Raw genomic sequence first — 15,478 nt, forward strand, 5'->3', positions numbered from 1 at the left:
GCTCAGCCCCGACCCACTCACTCGTCTAGCTGCGCGCCGCCCGCGGGTTGACGATGGTGCGCGGCACCTCGCCGCGCAGGACCGCCGCCACGCTCTCGACCGCCATCGCCGTCATCGCCTGCATCGACTCCCAGGTCACCCCGGCGATGTGCTGCGTCAGCGTGATGTTGCGGAGGCCCAGCAGCGGGCTGTTCGCGGCCAGCGGCTCCGTCTCGAACACGTCCAGCGCCGCGCCGGCGATCCACCCTTCCTTGAGGGCGATGGCCAGCGCGGCCTCGTCCACCAGCGGCCCACGCGACGTGTTCACCAGGTAGGCCGTCGGCTTCATCGCCCGGAGCACCGTCTCGCTCACCAGATGGTGGGTGGAGGGCAGCAGCGGCGCATGCACCGTGATCACGTCCGCCGCCGCGAACAGCTCCGGCAGCTCGACGTACTGCACGCCGTACCGCTCAGCGAACTCGGTGTCGCGCACCACGTCCGAGACCAGGATGGTGACCTCCCAGCCCTGGAGCCGCTTCACGACCTCCTTGCCGATCAGCCCCGTCCCGATCACCCCTACCGTCTTGTTCCGCAGCTCCACGCCGTAGGGGCGCGGATTCCAGCCTGTCGTCCGCATCTGGTGATCGGCGTGCGCGAAGCGGCGCAGCGCCGCCAGGATCAGTCCGATGGCCGCCTCTGCCACCGAGTGGTGGTTCGCGCCCGGCGTCGTGGCGACCAGGACGCGGTTGTCGTTGGCAGCGTCGATGTCGATGGCGTCGTACCCGACGCCCGTCCGTGAGATGATCTTCAGGTCCGGTGCAGACTCGATCACGCGGCGGGTCCACGGCTCGACGCCCGTGATGGCCGCCGCGCTGGTGGTCGCCGCCTCGGCGAGGATGTCCTCCTGATGCGCCTGGGCGTTCGGCAGCAGCACCAGCTCGTGGCCGGCCTCGATCAGGGGACGCAGCAGATCGTCGGTGGCACTCGAAACCTGCATCGTCGTCAGGAGCACTCTCGCCATGATCCGTCCTCGTTCCCGCGGGCTTCTCCCGGGAAGATCGCCGGGCGCCCCGCGTCACACGCGCCTCGATGTGGATGGCAGAATGCTACCCCAGAGGTCGATTCGCCGGGCAGCGAACCATCCCCGCTGTGACGGCCTTCTCTTGACGTCGTGCCGCTCCCGCTGACAGAATCCGCCGTCGCTGTCTGCCACCCTGGCCGTCTGGGCCGCCTGGGTTACTCGGGCGACTTCCCGCTGCCGCCGGCAGCCTTCGGAAAGGATCCCGATGTTCCACGACCTGCCGATTCCGATCTGGGCGATCGTGCTGATTGCGATCGTCATCGTCATCCCGACATTCGTGTTCATCACCGGGCGCAACGCCGAGGGCGGCATGCGCGGCCGGGCGAGCCACGGCTGGAGCCGCTGGCGTGCGCTCTCCCAGAAGGCAGCGGACACGCAAGCGCGGATTCTGCTGACCGTCTTCTACTTCACGGTCATGGTGCCGTTCGGCGTGGTGTTCGGGATTCTGAAGGATCCGCTGCACATCAAGCACCGGCCGCGGGGCACCTACTGGATGGACCGCAAGCCCGGCTCCGAGGCGCTGGCTGACGCGAAGCGCCAGTTCTAGTCCGCAGCCCGTGTGGCTGACGGCCGCGGGCGGCGCTGGCAGGACCGCCTGACGTCCGTCATCGCAGTGGTCACTGGCGTGGAGGTCACTGGCGTGGAGGTCACAGGCGTGGACGGCGGGTAGCCCGTCGGCGATTGCCGCGCGTGACACCGTGACCGGGTCGACGGTGAAGCCCTGGTGAGGTGGCGGAGTTGGAGGGGCCGGACCGAGGCGATGGGCCTGGGGAGGCGGCGGCGCCGGAGCGGCCCTCGCCGCTCCCGGGCGATGGGGCAGGCGCGGCCGGCCATGCATCAGCCCACCACATAGCCGGCCGCGTTGTCTTCGTTGGCGAGGCGCTGAGGAGGCGTCAGGCGCGGTCAGCGGCGCGCGGCGATAGCTCGCACCAGGTCTGACCGGCTGACCATGCCGCGAATCGCGCCGCCAGTCATCACGGGCACGCGCTTGATGTGGTGCTCGGCCAGCAGCGTGGCGATCTCTTCGACCGTCGCGCTCTCGGTGACGCTGATGACCTGCCCGGTCATCACCTCGGAGACCGTCGCGCCGATGTGGCCGATGACGTCGGCCTCGCTGACGATGCCGACGATCTTGCCGTCTGGATCCTCGACGGGCATGCCGCTGATGTTATGGTAGGCCAGCAGCTTGGCTGCATCCTCCACCAGCATGTCCGAGCCGACGGTGACGATCTCGCGGGCCATGATGTCGCGGGCGGTCAGGCCCGCCTGGCTGCCGGCCGAGGCCGCGACCGTGTCCGGGTGCAGGCTGGCGTGCAGATCCTGGAAGTTGGTGCTGCCGGCCTGCACGGACACCTGGAAGGTGAGCACGCGCTCATCCTCGAGACGGAGGACGCCGCGCAGGACAATGGCGTTCTGCTCGACCTCCTCATCGGGGACGCCCGGCGGCACGACGGCGATCAACTCGCCGCCCCGGACGACCAGCGAGACGGCCTCCTGGCCGGCATCTGAGGGCAGGTCAGCGAAGCCGGGCGCGGTGACCCGCCCAGCCGCATCGGCGATGGTCTGGCGTTTCATCGGAGGCTCTCCCGTCGCAGCAGTGATCGGTCCGGGCAGTGAGGCGCTCGCCACGCTCCAGGCATGATGCTGGGCAGGCAGGAAAACGGTCAAGCCCCAGCGGGTCAGACGCACGGCGACCGCAGGGTGAAATCGGCCTGGGGAGTCGATGCGGCGTCGGCGGAGGGCGGGCTGCTGTTGGCTTGCTGACATCGTGGGCGCTTCCTGGCGGGGAATGCTTCTGCGGGCCGGCCGGCTCGCGCGATACTGGTGAGGCGAGTCCGAGCGGCGCGGGCAAGGCTGTGTCGGGGCCGCGTGCTGGAAGCTGACGGCGAGAGATCGGGACGGGCAGGCAGGTCGCCCGCCCGGCAGGCGGGAGGACGGCCAATGCTGAGCTGGATCACCAGGGGGCGCACGAGCGCCGAGTGGGTCACGGAGTACGCAAAGGGTCACACGCACCCCGTGAATCAGGTGTGCCACGCGTTCGGCATCCCGATGATCGCGGCGTCGGTCCCGCTGTTTCTGGTGTCGCTGGTGCTGGGCCGGTTCTGGCGTGTGCCGCTGGCGCTGTTCAGCATCGGGTGGGGATTCCAGTTTGTGGGGCACGCCTTTGAGGGAAAGCCGCCGGAGTTCTTCAGCGATCCACGGTTTCTGTTCGTCGGGGTGCGGTGGTGGGCCACGAAGATGCTCAAGCGGGTGGGAGCAGCATCGTAGGGCGTGGGCCGTAGAGCGTGGGCCGTAGAGCGTGGGCCGTAGGGCGTGGGCCGTAGGGCGTGGGCCGTGGGCGGCGGGTGGTCCGCTCCGTGCGACTGAGGTCTCCTGGGCGTGGCGCAGCAGTGCGCCTGGACCCATACCTGAGTCCATGCCTGAGCCCATATCTGAGAAGGAGGCCTGTCTCACGATGCCACGACAGCAGCGCAGTCAGCGCCAGGAACCACGCCACCAGGAGCCACAGCACCAGGAGCCACAGCACCAGGAGCCACAGCACGAGCAGCCGTCGTCGCAGGAGCGCCAGTTTGCCGTCGGGGACCGGGTCCGCGCCAAGATCACCAATCGGACCGGCGAGGTGACCCAGGTCGTTCAGGACGGCGCGACGGATACGGTAACGGTCTCCTACGACGGCGAGCCGCAGGACGACTATCTGACGACCCCGGCGCGCGAGGGGGCGGAGCTGCCGCGCACGCTGGTGGACCCGGCGTAGCGGCATCTGATCCCCACAGTCGGGACGTGGCGGCGTCCCTGTTTCGCTGCACTGCCCGTTTCAGGTCGTGTGCGCGCTGTGAGCGTTGCTCTCGGCGAGCGTTGTACAATCCGACCCCCACGCCTGCTGCCGACTCTGGCCGGTGCTGGTGGTGCGTCTCCATTCGGGCAGATCGCTCGCGCGTGTCGCCTGCCCGTGCCAAGTCGATGAGCACACGAGGTGCAGTGCGATGACGACGACAGCCCGCGAACCGGTCGCTCGCGCATCGACGCCGAGCGTCGAGCGGCTGCGTGTGAAGATCTTTGCCGATGGGGCGAATCTGCCGAGCATGCTGGCCCTGTACGCGGACCAGCGCATCTCGGGATTCACCACGAACCCGACGTTGATGCGGAACGCCGGGATCACCGACTACCGGGCGTTCGCTCGCGAGGTGCTGGCGGCGATCCCCGACCGGTCGATCTCGTTCGAGGTCTTCTCGGACGACCTTGACGAGATGGAGCGGCAGGCCCGCGAGATCGCGTCCTGGGGCGAGCACGTCTACGTGAAGATCCCGGTCTCGAACACGCAGGGCGTCTCGACGGGGCCGCTGATTCGGACGCTGAGCCATGCTGGCGTGAAGGTCAACGTGACGGCGCTGATGACGCTGGCGCAGGTTGAGGACGTGGTCAGCAACCTGGCGGGCGGCGCGCCGAGCTACGTCTCGGTCTTCGCGGGGCGCATCGCCGATACGGGCGTCGATCCGGTGCCGCTGATGGCAGAGGCGGTCGAGATCCTGCGACCGTACGCCGACTGCGAGCTGATCTGGGCCAGCCCGCGCGAGCTGCTGAACGTGTTCCAGGCGGACAGCATCGGCTGCCACATCATCACGGTGACGCCGGACGTGCTGAAGAAGCTGTCGCTGGTGGGCAAGGATCTGGACGAGTACTCGCTGGACACCGTGAAGATGTTCCGGTCGGACGCGGTGGCAGCGGGGTTCACGCTGTAGCGTCGGGCAGGCCGTCTCCCGCTGACTGTCTGGAGGGCGGGCGTCCCCATGCGCGACGAAGACTCCTGGTCAGGCGTCGGCGACGGCGGCAGCACCAGCAGCGGTGGTGACGCGTCCTCGTCGTCGGGCGAGAGCGGCGGTGGCTGGAGCTGGTCCGAGGCGGCCGGCGAGGCTGCCGGGCAGGCCCTCGGCTCGCTGTTCGAGCCGTCCACGGTGGTCCCGTCGCAGCCGATCCCCTCAGGCTCCCCGGAGACGCCGCTCCTGAACCCCGCCATCATGGCGCTCTTCACCGCCGGCGCGGCCGGCACAACACAAGCGGGGCCGCCGGCGCTCGACGCGCGGACGCTCGCGGAGGTTCAGGCGCTCGAAGCGCTGCTGGAGCAGCCGGCCCCGGGACAGCTTGCGGCGCTGCTCGACGCGCGCTGGTACGTCCAGCGGCGCGAGGAGCGACGCTTCGAGACGGTCACCTGGGGCTTCGACCATCTCATCAGGATCTGCACGCACCCAGCCGGCCCCTACGACGACGGGCCACCGGCAGAAGTTCTCGACGGGCGGACCCTGTTCCCGCTGCTGGCCGCCGAGGAGGCGGCAGACGGGGTCGCCGTGTGGCTCGGACCGGCCGGCGACTACGCTCGCGAGGCCGTCTACCTGGGGCCGGGCATCCTGCGCGGGCTGGCGGCCGGCGTGGACCGGCGGATCGGGGCAGCTCCGTTGCCCGCCCGCACCCGCGCCGAGATCGAGCTCTGGATGGAGATCACGCAGTTCCCCTGGCGTGACCGCGAGCTGGCGCCGGCGTCTGGCGATGCGCCCCCGGGCGCCGTGCAGGCCCATTCCAGCATGGACAGCGCATGGCGGCCCTACGAGACAGGGGCTGGTACGGCCACCCGGCCGGGGCCGACGCTCGGGCCGGTGTTCACCGTCGAGCAGCCGGACGCACCGGCCGGCTACCCTGGCGATGGCCGGACGGAGATCCTCTGTGGCGGCTTGCTGGCAGAATACCTGTACGACAAGGCGACGTGGCATCCGCCGACGTGGTTCATCTCGCGAGAGACGCGCCGTGCGGCGGCGAAGCTCGCGATGGTCGCCACGGAGCTGCTGAAGCTGATCCCGCACGGCGAGGACGAGCTGCCGCGCGGTGTCATCCTGACCGTGGCGGGCGCGTCGTTCTTGCGCCGGCGGCCGGAGTACCGTGCGCGCCGCTGGATGCACACGATGTTCGAACGGTACCACCGCGCGGCGACCCACTGGATGCCGTCCATCCGCTGAACGACGCCGATGGACCGTCGCCGGAGCGCGTCGTGTCCTGCTGCGATGGCACGGCTGCCGCGCCGGACACCGCCTCGTCGCCGAGCGTCAGCGTATGATGAGGGTATGGCGCGCAACGGACTTGAGGTCGGTTTCCTGCTTGATGCCCGGTGGCATCTCCTTCGAGGCGAGATGGATCGGACGAAACGACCAGCCCTGATGGCGCTTGCTCAGATCCTGGACGCCGCCGGCCTGCCACCACGCGTGATCGGGCGTCTGGATCTGCTGCACGAGAAGTTGCGGGCAGGTACGGATCCGGCTCGCCGCCGCTCCAAACGGCTTCAGGATCTCGCAGACGCACAGGCAATCCTGGAAGAGGCACCCGAACTGCGTACTCACCTGAGTGCACAGGAACGCACGATTCTCGATGCACTCCCCGGGTAGCGTGGGGTGTCCCCGGCGTCGGTCGTGTGGCGGTCAGATCGGTGCAACGGCCGTCCACGACGGGCGATGCATAGTGATGGTACGGAGGCAGACTCTCCGGGCCGGAGCTGCGCGGTATCGTGCTGCCGGGCGGCGCGGACGGCAACCTGCGCCGTGCCGGACAGCGTGCGCGCGGTGACCTCCCCCGCGCCAGAGGATGCCGATCAGCGGCCGGCCCCGACGAACGTCGTCCAGAGGCCGTCTTCGTCCACAACGGTGAACGGCACGAAGTACGCACCGTCGGCGAGGCGGTTCACGGTGAACGTCAGCTCGGCGGTGCTCTGGCTCACGCTGTAGTTCAGCGGTCCGCGCTGCCCACGCAGCGCCCCGACATCCACCGTGGCATTCTGGGGCTGGCCGAAGCGCAATTCGTGAAGCGCGTTGGCCGGGCCGTCCACCGAGCTTGCCGACACGGTCACCTGCAGCCTGGACTGGCCGCCCGCTGTCGCCGGCGCGAGCACGGAGGTCCGCACTTTGACGCCTCGGCCGGGCCGGCGGGTTGGCGCGACGGTCGGGGTCCGAGTGGGGCCAGCCGGCGTGCTGGTGGCGGTTGGGGTGGCGCTGGCGGTTGCCGTGGCGGTAGCGGTTGGGGTGGCTGGCGGGGGCGTCGCGGACGGGGTAGCGGTTGGGGCGGCCGGCGTCGAGGTTGGCAGCGGGCCGGAGCCGCCGCGCGGTCCCAGGTCGGCATGGCGGCCGGCGAACGTCGCGGAGGCGCTCAGGTCGACGGACATCTGGTCGTAGGTGCGCTCGGGGAAGAGCGACCATGCCCAGTAGCCGGCGTAGCCCTTGCTGTAGAAATCCTCGAAGCGCTGCAGGGCGTCTGTGCTGGCGCTGGCGTAGCTCTCCCCGACCACCAGCGGCGCGTCGAGGCCCATCCCGCTCTGGTACCAGCTGTACGAGTTGCAGCGCATGCAGTAGGTGCCGCCGCCCATGTAGTCGTACCAGTGGGCCTGGTAGTAGTCCAGGCCGGCCCCCTTGACCATCGGCAAGCCATCGGCGAAGCCCATGCCGACCGTCACCATCGCGGACGAATTGGCGTGGACGGCGTTCGCGACGGCCTGGACGGTCGCCTTCAGGTTCGCCTCGGTGACGCGGTCGTTCCAGACGTCGAAGTCTGGCTCGTTGAAGACCTCCCAGCTCAGGACGCGCGGGTTGCCGTTGTACCGCGCGAAGAGGGGCGTCAGGGCCGCGGCGAGCTTGGCGCGCTGGGTGGGATCGCTGAGCCAGCCGGCCGGGATGCCGCTCGCGCCGGAGAACAGCACGAAGTTGTAGTAGAGGTCGTGCTGCTCGGCGAGCTGGAGGGCAGCGTCGAAGTCGGCGTAGACGGCCGGATTCAGGCTGGTGGGATGGTCGTTGGCGTCGCGGTTGATCTGCCAGGCGTTGCCAGGGAGGGTCCACCAGCGCAGGACACGGATGCCGCTGGCGCGGGCCTGGGCGAAGCGCTGGCTGAGGATGTCGCGGGTCCAGGAGGCGCTGACGCCGCCGCTGTTGGGGCCGCAGCCGAAGTCACAGGCCCAGCCGTACCAGGGGACGTTCGCGCCGTGGAGGTACCACGAGCTGCCCTGCCAGGAGATGCGCGAGCCGGGGCTGCTGGCCTGCACGGCGCGGCTCTGCATCGGGAGGATCTGCGCCAGGGCGACGGCCACGATCAGGACGAGCCAGAGCGCGTAGCGCCCATGGGCATGCCGCGCAGCGGCGGAGCAGCGCGCAGCGGCCGGTCGGGAGAGGGCGGTTCGTGAGCGGTCTGACAGCGAGCGTGCGAGCGTCTGGAGATCCATGCGTGCCTGTCCGAGACGAGCGCGCTGCGTTGGCGCTCTCCTTCCGGACAACGTGGCGGGGACGGCCAGTCGATCATGACCCGCACGGGGTGATTCTCTGGCACGGTCGGGGTGCAACTCTTCCGGGTGCGACTCTTCCGGGTGCAGCGCTTCCGGTGCCGCCAGGAGTCAGCGAGCGAACAGCCCAGATGACGCCGGTGCGAACGTCTGCCGTCCGGGACGGGCGTACGCTGAGAACAGAACGTACCGCGGTCATGCGGAAGGAGTCATCCACATGTTCCAGCACCTCAACGCCTTCGGTCATCAGCGCACCTTCTGGCAGGCGTTCGGCTTCTACCTCGTCTACCTGATCGCCGGCATCCTGGGGATCGCCATGCTGTCGGCTGTGGCGGGGCTGGTCGTGATGGCGGCCGGCGGCGTCTACGGCTTCGAGCAGGGGCTGACGTTCGGGGCGGTCCTGGCGGTGGTCGGCAGCACGCTGCTCTCGCTGGTGGTGCTGCGGGCGAAGGGCCTGCTGCGGCACGCGGGCTATCTGCTGGTCGCGCTGCTGGCCGGCGCGAGCGCGACGCTCGGCGGGCTGATCCTGGGGCTGATCTTCGTGGCGTTCCTGACGACGCGCCCGTCGGCGACGACGCTCGAGGGCCAGTCCCGCCCGCTCGGCGAGCCGGCCACCTACTGATCGGCCGGCTCACCGCCGCTCCTGCGCGTTCGCAGGCGGACAGCCTCGCACGGAGCCGAACGCAACTCGTGTGTAAGACGTGCAAGTACCCATGTCATCCTGAGCGCAGCGAAGGACCTCACCCGCTGACGCGACGCCTGACGGTCAGCGGGTAACGGGAGCGTTGACGCTCGGAGCGTGAAGCACAAGCTAACGTCGCAGGGTGACGCGACACCTGACGGTCAGCGGGTGAGGTCCTTCGCTGCGCTCAGGATGACATGGGTACTTGCACGTTTTCACAATCGTCCACGGCCCACGGCCCACGGCCCACGGCCCACGGCCCACGGCCCACGGCCCACGGCCCACGGCCCACGGCCCACGGCCCACGGCCCACGACCTACTGGTAGATGACCACGTCCGGCGCAGGGTCCAGCAGCAGCACCTGGTCGGGGGTCATCAGCGGCTCGTCGTGCCTGTAGAACAGCTTGAACCCCGTGTACTGGACGCGCTGCTCCACGATCAGCTCGTCGTACTGGCGGGTCTTGATGTGCGGCCCGCCGAAGCCGTCCATCACCATCACCACCTGTACGCGCGGGTCGGTCTGAATCCGCTTGTAGTTCGTCACCATCTCCTCGGTGAAGCGGTGGACGATGAGCAGCTTCGGCGGCAGGTTCTCCTGCTCCACCAGCTTCGACAGCGTCCTCATTGCGCCGTTGATGGCCGCGGCGTCCATCGTGCCGATCCGCTCGCCGGGCTTCTGGCTGCGCGGCATCGCGAACTCGGGATCGAGCGCCAGGTGGACGTGCGGACGCTTGAGGAAGGGCAGCAGCCACGCGACCTCGTCGTCTACCTTGCCCCAGCCGATCTGCACATCCAGGATCAGCAGGAAGCCCTGCTCCTCGGCCCAGGCTGAGACCTTCTCGATCAGCTCCGTGTCCATGCGGAGGCGGTGCAGGCCATCCGCGCCCGGCTCGGCCTGCGCCACCACGGCCACCAGCTCCAGGGCCGGCACGACCTGCCGGCTGCGGTCCGCCGAGCGGTAGCCGTCCGCCTGCTGCTTCAGCCGTGGGAACAGCTTCTCCGGCGGCAGCTCCCCCAGGATGCCCATACCGCTCGATAGCGGGTTGCCGTAGTACGAGACGATCCGTTTCGCGGGCAACACCGCCCCCGGCAGGGCCGGCGGCAGGACGTGCGTGTTGCTGGTGGGGCGGGGACCGGCGTCGGCGTCGCGCTCCCAGGCGAACCGCTCCTCGATGCGCCGCCGCACGATGCCGTCCGGCCCCGTCGTCCAGACGTGCGCGCCGTCCGTGAACGCCGCGCGGCTGTCCACGGCGAACCAGAACAGCTCGCCATGCACCGTCCGCTGCCGGACGTCACCTGTCGGAGCCGGCTTCGGATCCTCGACGCAGTGCCCCACCATCGCCAGCCCGATCCGCGAGCCGAGATCGTTGAAGCGCTCGTGCAGGGCACACGTTGCGACCGGGCCGTTCGCCTCGACCATCCCGACGCTGATCTCAGGCCCGTCCAGGATCTCCGGTGTCGGGCGGGGGGCCGGCTCGACCGTCGGGATCTCGGTGGGGACCGGGCGCTCGGCGACGGGCGCAGCGGCGGGCAGGGCCAGGGGCGCGCCCAGGCGCAGCAGCAGCCCGCCCACACCGGCCAACCCGATCAGCACGGCGACGACGGCAACCGCCGCCGCGAGCACCGTCGTCGTCGTCCAGGCGCGCATCGGCCGCCGATACATGGCGATCGCCTGCTGGTTGCGGAGCCGCTCTCGCGCCTCGCGGCTCGGGCGAAGCCGCGCTGCCCGCTCGGCCGCCTCACGACGCAGCGCCGCTACCGCGTCGGCCGCCGAGGATGCAGACGGCTCAACTCCTGGCGGCCCAGTCGGCGGCGTCTGAGACCCGCCTGCTGTCGGCGGACCGGCCTGTTCCTCACCAGGAAGCACGCTCACACGCCCTCCGCGTCTGCTGCACCGCGTACGAGCAGACGAGTCTCCCCGCTGAGCACCAGATGGGTGTACCACATCCCGAGGAGAGAACGAGGGAATGCCCGGCGGCGTCGCATGCGGCTCCAGGCCGGCGCAGAATGTGATCCACCTGTGACGCGGGTCGGAGGCGCGGCCTGAGACCCTCCCGTATCCTCTGTCAAGACGACAGGGAACGACAGGAGGCGCAGCCGATGGTCCATGTAGCGATGCCTGAGCTGCCGACCGTGCTGACCACTGCCGAGCTGTGCGAGCGCTGGCGTTGCAACCCGCGCACCCTCGAGCGGATGGCGCGCGATGGCCGCATCCGCCGGGTCAAGCTGCGCGGCGGCGTCCGCTACCCCGTGGACGAGATCCTGCGGATCGAGCGCGGCGAGGATCCGTGCGCGGCGCTGCCGGCCCTTGTCGAGATCGGCGCCAGCCCAGGAGCCGCAGACGACCGCCCGAGCCTGCCGCCCATCGTCGAGAAGGTCTGGTACACCGTTTGTGTCGCCCACCGGAAGGGCGGCGTCGCCAAGTCCACCACCACCTGGTACCTCGCGCGGGAGCTGGCCCGGGCCGGCAAGCGCGTCATTTTGCGCGACCTCGATCCGCAGCAGGGGCTGCGCGATATCCTGCGCGACCACGGTTGCGAGGACGGCCGCTACTCGAAGGCTATCGCGCTGGTGCAGGACGGCGAGCCGCTGCCGTTCACGCCCCACGTCGAATTGATCGACACGCCGCCTGCCCTGGACGACAGCCTGCCCGGCGTGGCCCGCGCCGACGCCGTCATCGTGCCGGCCATGCCCGAGCACCAGGCGGTCAGGGCGCTGGAGCGGATGCTGCTGGTGCTCCAGCAGACCCGCCACGAGCACCCGTTCACACGGGTGCTGGGCCTCCTGCCGGTCCGGGTCAAGGCCCGCTGGAGCGAGCACACGGCGTTCCTGCAGCAGATCGCGCTGCTCGGGGAGCGATTCGGACACCCGGTCCTGCCGGCCATCCCCGAGAGCCGCGCCGTGCTGACCTACTCCCTGCGCGGGCGGCTCTGGCGGCCGGTCGCCGAGGCCATCCTGGCTGACCTGGAGCGGTACGGGCCGACGACCCGCGCCGTCGCGACGGGCGCCGCCCGAACGCGGCAGGTGGAGGGCTGAGATGGCGCGCACCCGAACGCTCAAGATCGGCGTCGTGGCCGACCGCCCCATTGATGCCCAGGAGCAACGTACGCTGGCCGCCGAGGCCGAGCGTGCCCTGCGGCCCGTCACCGTCGCGAACCTGCCCGTCGAGCGCATCGCCGAGACGCCGGAGTCGCGCAACAGCCGGCGCGGCTACGACGAGGAGAAGCTGAACGAGCTGGCCGCCTCGATCCGCGAGCACGGCGTGTTGCAGCCGATCCTGGTCACGCCGGACGGCGACGGCTACCGGGTGATCGCCGGGAACCGCCGCCTGCGGGCGACCGTCCGGGCCGGGCTGGAATCGATCCCGGCCCTGATCAAGACCCAGGTCGACGCCCACCGCGAATTCTTCATGAACCTCGTGGAGAACGTCCAGCGGGTCGATCTGACGGGCAAGGAGCGCATCGAGGCGATCCAGCTGCTGGCGGCCTCTGGCCTCGGCGTCCGCGAGATCAGCCGGGGGACCGGCATCTCGCCGGGCACCATCTCGCGCTGGCTGCGGATCGCCGACCGGCCGCTGCTGGCACGGGCGCTGGAGGAGGAGCGGCTCGACATCGCCCGCGCCATGACGCTCGCCCCGATCCGCGACGACGCCGACCTCGCCCGCCTGCTCGACACGGCGGCTGCGACGCCGCGCGCCGACCTCAACGCGGCGGTTCAGAGTGTTTTGCAGCAAAACACCTACTGCATCGACGACGGCCGCCTCGCCGACGTGGACCGCAAGCTGGCGATGGTCCGAGCGGTGACCGAGGTCGGGGAGGCCCACCTGCGGCGCATCCAGGCCCGCGTCGCCCAGCTCCTGGCCGAGGTCGAGGCCGCCCAGGCGTCGCCAGCGCACAGTGAACGCAAGTGACTCGTCAGGCATCGATCGCGTCGGTGCGCAGGTCCCCGTCATCATCCCGACTGTAGCGAGGTACGAGCGAAATAGAGGGATCGTCCTCGCGCCGGTGTAGGTGAGCCGGGGGAGATCCCTCCACGCCGCTCGTACCTCGCTCTGGTCGGGATGACGAGGTGGGCGCTCCTGCCTCGCTCTGGTCGGGATGACGAGGTGGACGCTCCTGCCTCGCTCTGGTCGCGATGACATTCACTCAGGCTAAGCGAGGTGCTGTGCTCGTTGGAACCTGGTGGCCGATGATCCGGCTGCCACCGGAGGGCGTACCACCCGGGTAAGCCGGCGGCGTCGGCGGTGCACAGGGGGGCGAACGATGGGACTCGCGCGGGAGCGCGCGAAGCGGCTCGGGCTGGCGTTCGGCGGCGGCGGCGGGCTGCTGGCGGCGGCCATCCTGGCCTACGCCATCGCGACCACGCCGCCGAGTGTGCCGGGGCGCTCGGCGCTGGCGGGCTTCGATCCGCGGACGGTCGGGCGGCTGGAGCAACGGGCCTGGGTGCAGTACTACCTGCAGCAGTGGCCGGGCCTGCTCGACTCGATGATCCGGATGCTCCGGAGCGCGTTCGGCCTCTCGCTCTCGCAGGCCGTCTACGCTGGCTACGTCAACACCCAGGCCCAGGTGGTCTGGTCGCGCCAGGGGGCGCAGGACGGGCTGGCCGAGGCCCTGATGCGCGACTTCTACGCCTACGTCCGCGAGCCCATCGGCGGGCGCTACGACGTGGAGCGGGCGGCGCGTCTGGAGGTCAACTGGTGGGCCGTCCATCGCAACCGCGAGCAGTACCCGGACCGCTCGGCGCTGGCACAGGCCCTGGCTGAGACCTACGCCGAGGTCTACCAGCGGCCCGCCGCCGAGCTGCTGCCGGCCGCCGATGCCCGCGCCGCCGCGATGGACCTGTCCGACCGGTGGAACCGCGAGGGCAAAGACCCGGACAGCCCGCTGCTGGCGGAGATCGCGCGGCTGCTGGTGGAGAGCTACACGCTGCTGTCAGAGGCCGTCGGCCCGGGCACGTGATCTGAGACGCCTGACCCCAGGCAGATGACGGCCAGCTATGATGCTGCTGCCCTGCCAGCAGGCCCCGGGTGCGCTCAGGAGTGCAGCAATGGACGAGCTGGTCTCTCGTTCGGCAGCGTCGATGGCGCGGGCCGTCCGAAATCGCGAGGTGTCGTCGGTCGAGCTGGTCGAAGCCCATCTTCGCCGCATCGACGCCGTGAACCCGTCGCTGAACGCGATCATCCACCTGGACGCCGCTGGCGCGCTCGCTGCTGCACGCACCGCCGACGCCAGACTTGCCGATGGCGCCCCAGCCGGACCTTTGCACGGCGTACCGGTCACCGTCAAGGACAACCTCGACGTGGCTGGCCTACCCTGCACGGGTGGGACGCGCGGCCGGGCTGGCTGTGTGCCGGGCCAGGATGCGACCGTCGTGGCGCGGCTGCGGGCGGCCGGCGCGGTCATCCTGGGCAAGACCAACCTGCCCGAGATGGCGCTGGCGTTCGTGACGGACAACCTCGTCCACGGACGGACCAACAACCCGTACGACCTCGCCCGTACGCCCGGCGGATCGAGCGGCGGCGAGGCGGCGATCATCGCGGCTGGCGGATCGCCGCTCGGCGTCGGCAACGATCTGGCCGGCAGCATCCGCCTGCCGGCCCACTTCTGCGGGATCGCCGGCCTCAAGCCGACCTCAGGGCGGGTGCCGCTGACCGGCTACTTCTCGCCCATCGTGGGCCTGCTCAAGCCGCTCTGGCACAACGGCCCAATGGCGCGTCGCGTCGAGGATCTCGCGCTGGGGCTGGCCGTCATGGCTGGGCCGGACGGGCGTGATCCGGGCGCGGTGCCTGCCCCGCAGGGCGACCCTACAGCCGTCGATCTGCGCGCGCCGCGGATCGCAGTACACGCCGACAACGGCATCGCCAGTCCCTCGCCCGAGACGGTCGCCGCCATCGGCCGGGCGGCGGACGCCCTGCGAGACGTCGGCGTTCAGGTGGTGGAGGAGCGCCCGGCCGCGCTGGCCGACGCGCCCGGGCTGTTCCACCGCCTGTTCAACGCCGACGCCGGCACGCGGCTGCGCGCCGAGATCGCGGCCCTGGGCACGACGGCGACGGACATGCACCCGGCGATGTCAGGATTGCTCGACGCCGTGGAACGGTCCACTGGCAGCGTGGGCGATCTGACGGCGCTGCTCGCCGACCTGGACCGCTACCGCGCGGCGATGCTCGCGTTCCTGACCGACTACGATGCGATCCTCTGCCCGGTCGACACGGAGGCCGCGCGCCCACATGGCCCGGTCCGAGGCAACAGCTACGCCTACCCCTACAACCTGACAGGCTGGCCGGCCGCCGTGGTGCGGGCGGGCGCGTCCGCCACGGGCCTGCCGATCGGTGTGCAGATCGTGGCGCGGCCCTGGCGCGAGGATGTGGCGCTGGCCCTGGCGTCCGCCGTCGAAGCGGGCACGGGCGGCTGGCTCCCACCCCCCCTGTAAGAGC

The 15,478-nt window shown here is 70.5% G+C and carries 15 protein-coding genes; 11 read left to right on the forward strand and 4 right to left on the reverse strand.

The window, feature by feature from the left end; translation table 11 throughout:
• Positions 1-25 precede the first annotated feature (25 nt).
• Entirely contained in the window at positions 26-1,000 is a 975-nt protein-coding gene (locus tag IT306_20095) for a phosphoglycerate dehydrogenase (GenBank protein ID MCC7370733.1), read from the reverse strand.
• Between the two features lie 265 nt (positions 1,001-1,265).
• Here IT306_20095 and IT306_20100 point away from each other — a divergent pair, with 265 nt between their 5' ends.
• Complete coding sequence (locus IT306_20100; protein ID MCC7370734.1) at positions 1,266-1,607, forward strand: hypothetical protein; 342 nt, start codon at positions 1,266-1,268, stop codon at positions 1,605-1,607.
• 356 nt (positions 1,608-1,963) lie between these two features.
• Here the strand turns inward: IT306_20100 and IT306_20105 are convergent, their stop codons facing one another.
• The gene (locus tag IT306_20105; GenBank protein MCC7370735.1) at positions 1,964-2,302 is read right to left on the reverse strand and encodes a CBS domain-containing protein; all 339 of its coding nucleotides are present in this window, start codon (positions 2,300-2,302) and stop codon (positions 1,964-1,966) included.
• Between the two features lie 711 nt (positions 2,303-3,013).
• Between IT306_20105 and IT306_20110 the strand changes: the two genes are divergently transcribed.
• From IT306_20110 to IT306_20130, 5 genes are all read left to right on the forward strand, one after another.
• The gene (locus IT306_20110; protein ID MCC7370736.1) at positions 3,014-3,328 is read left to right on the forward strand and encodes a DUF962 domain-containing protein; all 315 of its coding nucleotides are present in this window, start codon (positions 3,014-3,016) and stop codon (positions 3,326-3,328) included.
• A gap of 187 nt (positions 3,329-3,515) precedes the next feature.
• Positions 3,516-3,815 carry a hypothetical protein gene (locus IT306_20115; GenBank protein ID MCC7370737.1) on the forward strand — a complete coding sequence of 100 codons (300 nt, stop codon included), beginning with the start codon at positions 3,516-3,518 and terminating at the stop codon, positions 3,813-3,815.
• Positions 3,816-4,044: 229 nt separating this feature from the next.
• Positions 4,045-4,800, forward strand: a complete 756-nt coding sequence (locus IT306_20120) for a transaldolase (GenBank protein ID MCC7370738.1) — start codon at positions 4,045-4,047, stop codon at positions 4,798-4,800.
• 48 nt (positions 4,801-4,848) lie between these two features.
• Positions 4,849-6,066, forward strand: a complete 1,218-nt coding sequence (locus IT306_20125; GenBank protein MCC7370739.1) for a hypothetical protein — start codon at positions 4,849-4,851, stop codon at positions 6,064-6,066.
• A gap of 105 nt (positions 6,067-6,171) precedes the next feature.
• Positions 6,172-6,489 (forward strand): hypothetical protein, encoded by a 318-nt coding sequence (locus IT306_20130; GenBank protein MCC7370740.1) that lies wholly within the window; start codon positions 6,172-6,174, stop codon positions 6,487-6,489.
• 203 nt (positions 6,490-6,692) lie between these two features.
• Here the strand turns inward: IT306_20130 and IT306_20135 are convergent, their stop codons facing one another.
• Positions 6,693-8,306 carry a cellulase family glycosylhydrolase gene (locus IT306_20135; GenBank protein MCC7370741.1) on the reverse strand — a complete coding sequence of 538 codons (1,614 nt, stop codon included), beginning with the start codon at positions 8,304-8,306 and terminating at the stop codon, positions 6,693-6,695.
• A 274-nt stretch (positions 8,307-8,580) separates the two neighbouring features.
• Here IT306_20135 and IT306_20140 point away from each other — a divergent pair, with 274 nt between their 5' ends.
• The gene (locus IT306_20140) at positions 8,581-8,985 is read left to right on the forward strand and encodes a hypothetical protein (GenBank protein ID MCC7370742.1); all 405 of its coding nucleotides are present in this window, start codon (positions 8,581-8,583) and stop codon (positions 8,983-8,985) included.
• 376 nt (positions 8,986-9,361) lie between these two features.
• Here the strand turns inward: IT306_20140 and IT306_20145 are convergent, their stop codons facing one another.
• A complete protein-coding gene (locus IT306_20145) occupies positions 9,362-10,918 on the reverse strand; it encodes a hypothetical protein (protein ID MCC7370743.1) in 1,557 nt (518 codons plus the stop codon).
• Between the two features lie 227 nt (positions 10,919-11,145).
• Here IT306_20145 and IT306_20150 point away from each other — a divergent pair, with 227 nt between their 5' ends.
• The 4 genes from IT306_20150 (at position 11,146) to IT306_20165 (ending at position 15,474) form a co-directional block, all read left to right on the forward strand.
• Positions 11,146-12,081: an AAA family ATPase gene (locus IT306_20150; GenBank protein ID MCC7370744.1), complete on the forward strand. Its 936-nt coding sequence runs from the start codon at positions 11,146-11,148 to the stop codon at positions 12,079-12,081.
• A gap of 1 nt (position 12,082) precedes the next feature.
• On the forward strand, positions 12,083-12,955 hold the full coding sequence (locus tag IT306_20155; GenBank protein MCC7370745.1) for a ParB/RepB/Spo0J family partition protein: 873 nt from the start codon (positions 12,083-12,085) through the stop codon (positions 12,953-12,955).
• Positions 12,956-13,307: 352 nt separating this feature from the next.
• On the forward strand, positions 13,308-14,003 hold the full coding sequence (locus tag IT306_20160; protein MCC7370746.1) for a hypothetical protein: 696 nt from the start codon (positions 13,308-13,310) through the stop codon (positions 14,001-14,003).
• Between the two features lie 88 nt (positions 14,004-14,091).
• Complete coding sequence (locus IT306_20165; GenBank protein ID MCC7370747.1) at positions 14,092-15,474, forward strand: amidase; 1,383 nt, start codon at positions 14,092-14,094, stop codon at positions 15,472-15,474.
• Positions 15,475-15,478: the final 4 nt, after the last annotated feature.

It is taken from the genome of Chloroflexota bacterium, assembly GCA_020850535.1.
Taxonomy (GTDB): Bacteria; Chloroflexota; UBA6077; order UBA6077; family JACCZL01; genus JADZEM01.

What these genes read in the sequence shown, in the direction of transcription:
- IT306_20115 (MCC7370737.1), top strand. Translation starts at nt 3,516, where the DNA reads ATGCCACGACAGCAGCGCAGTCAGCGCCAGGAACCACGCCACCAGGAG.
- IT306_20120 (MCC7370738.1), top strand. Translation starts at nt 4,045, where the DNA reads ATGACGACGACAGCCCGCGAACCGGTCGCTCGCGCATCGACGCCGAGC.
- IT306_20165 (MCC7370747.1), top strand. Translation starts at nt 14,092, where the DNA reads ATGGACGAGCTGGTCTCTCGTTCGGCAGCGTCGATGGCGCGGGCCGTC.
- IT306_20150 (MCC7370744.1), top strand. Translation starts at nt 11,146, where the DNA reads ATGGTCCATGTAGCGATGCCTGAGCTGCCGACCGTGCTGACCACTGCC.
- IT306_20140 (MCC7370742.1), top strand. Translation starts at nt 8,581, where the DNA reads ATGTTCCAGCACCTCAACGCCTTCGGTCATCAGCGCACCTTCTGGCAG.
- IT306_20105 (MCC7370735.1), bottom strand. Translation starts at nt 2,302, where the DNA reads ATGGCCCGCGAGATCGTCACCGTCGGCTCGGACATGCTGGTGGAGGAT.
- IT306_20125 (MCC7370739.1), top strand. Translation starts at nt 4,849, where the DNA reads ATGCGCGACGAAGACTCCTGGTCAGGCGTCGGCGACGGCGGCAGCACC.
- IT306_20135 (MCC7370741.1), bottom strand. Translation starts at nt 8,306, where the DNA reads ATGGATCTCCAGACGCTCGCACGCTCGCTGTCAGACCGCTCACGAACC.
- IT306_20160 (MCC7370746.1), top strand. Translation starts at nt 13,308, where the DNA reads ATGGGACTCGCGCGGGAGCGCGCGAAGCGGCTCGGGCTGGCGTTCGGC.
- IT306_20100 (MCC7370734.1), top strand. Translation starts at nt 1,266, where the DNA reads ATGTTCCACGACCTGCCGATTCCGATCTGGGCGATCGTGCTGATTGCG.
- IT306_20155 (MCC7370745.1), top strand. Translation starts at nt 12,083, where the DNA reads ATGGCGCGCACCCGAACGCTCAAGATCGGCGTCGTGGCCGACCGCCCC.
- IT306_20095 (MCC7370733.1), bottom strand. Translation starts at nt 1,000, where the DNA reads ATGGCGAGAGTGCTCCTGACGACGATGCAGGTTTCGAGTGCCACCGAC.
- IT306_20130 (MCC7370740.1), top strand. Translation starts at nt 6,172, where the DNA reads ATGGCGCGCAACGGACTTGAGGTCGGTTTCCTGCTTGATGCCCGGTGG.